This window comes from Dietzia sp. SYD-A1, from assembly GCF_015356725.1.
In the GTDB taxonomy this organism is placed as follows: Bacteria; Actinomycetota; Actinomycetes; order Mycobacteriales; family Mycobacteriaceae; genus Dietzia.
Map to the genome: position 1 here is coordinate 1 of NZ_JADDKI010000292.1, position 1,320 is coordinate 1,320.

Annotated in this window: 1 protein-coding gene; it reads left to right on the forward strand. The window is 70.5% G+C overall.

Going from position 1 to position 1,320, the window contains the following annotated elements:
- The first annotated feature begins 74 nt into the window (after positions 1-74).
- Positions 75-1,214 carry an Mrp/NBP35 family ATP-binding protein gene (locus IY392_RS12250; RefSeq protein ID WP_107756745.1) on the forward strand — a complete coding sequence of 380 codons (1,140 nt, stop codon included), beginning with the start codon at positions 75-77 and terminating at the stop codon, positions 1,212-1,214.
- Positions 1,215-1,320: the final 106 nt, after the last annotated feature.

Below are 1,320 nucleotides of genomic sequence, written 5' to 3' on the forward strand. Positions count from 1 at the left end.
GTATCGCACCGTTCTGCGTACCGCCACCCGCCTGAATCGCCCGCCCCCACCCCGACGCCTAGACTCGGGGCATCATGAGTGCACCCAGCGAAGAATCGATCCGCGCCGCCCTGGCCAAGGTCGACGACCCGGAGATCCGAAAGCCGCTCACCGAGCTCGGCATGGTCAAGGGCGTCAGCATCGACGAGGGTTCCGGCCGGGTCGACATAGGCATCTACCTGACGGTGGCCACGTGCCCGATGAGGGACACCATCACGGATCGGGTCCGCACCGCGGTCGCGGACGTCGCCGGCGTGGGCGAGGTCGTGGTCGAGCTCGACGTGATGGACGACGAGCAGCGCACGGAACTCCGCAAACACCTGAGGGGCGACGCGACCGAGCCCGTCATCCCGTTCGCCCAACCCGGCAATCTGACGAGGGTGTACGCGGTCGCCTCGGGCAAGGGCGGCGTGGGTAAGTCCACCGCCACCGTCAACCTCGCGACCGCGCTGGCGTCCCGTGGGCTGTCCGTGGGGGTACTCGACGCGGACATCTACGGGCACTCCATCCCCCGGATGCTCGGAACCGACGCGCGACCCACCCAGGTCGAGCAGATGATCCTGCCGCCGGTCTCACACGACGTCAAGGTCATCTCGATCGCCCAGTTCACCAAGGGCAACACCCCGGTGGTCTGGCGTGGCCCGATGTTGCACCGCGCGCTCCAGCAGTTCCTCGCCGACGTCTACTGGGGGGACCTCGACGTCCTGCTGATGGACCTGCCGCCCGGCACGGGTGACGTCGCCATCTCGATCGCGCAACTCATCCCCTCGGCGGAGATACTCGTGGTCACGACACCACAGCAGGCGGCGGCCGAGGTGGCCGAGCGTGCGGGGTCGATCGCCCTCCAGACGCGTCAGCGCATCGCGGGCGTGATCGAGAACATGTCGTGGCTCGAACTGCCCGACGGGACCCGCATGGACGTCTTCGGCACCGGCGGTGGCGCCGAGGTGGCCGCGAACCTCTCGCGATCGGTCGGGGCGCCGGTGCGGTTGCTCGGCCAGGTGCCGCTCGAACAGGCCGTCCGCGAGCACGGCGACGAGGGCACCCCGATCGTCCTGGCGGAACCGGACTCGCCGTCCGGCCGGGCCTACAGGGAGATCGCGGACGGCCTCGCGGTCCGGCCACGCGGCCTGGCGGGGATGAACCTCGGTATCGACACCACCCGCCACCTCTGACCGTCGGACCGCGGTGACGACCCGCCCGAGGGCGGATGCGGGTGGCTCAGGTGGCGTCCGGGTCCCAGGTCGGCGCGGCGCCCGGAGACGTGGACGAGGACGGGGG

Coding starts and splice junctions, on each gene's coding strand:
- IY392_RS12250 (WP_107756745.1), top strand. CDS start 75: ATGAGTGCACCCAGCGAAGAATCGATCCGCGCCGCCCTGGCCAAGGTC.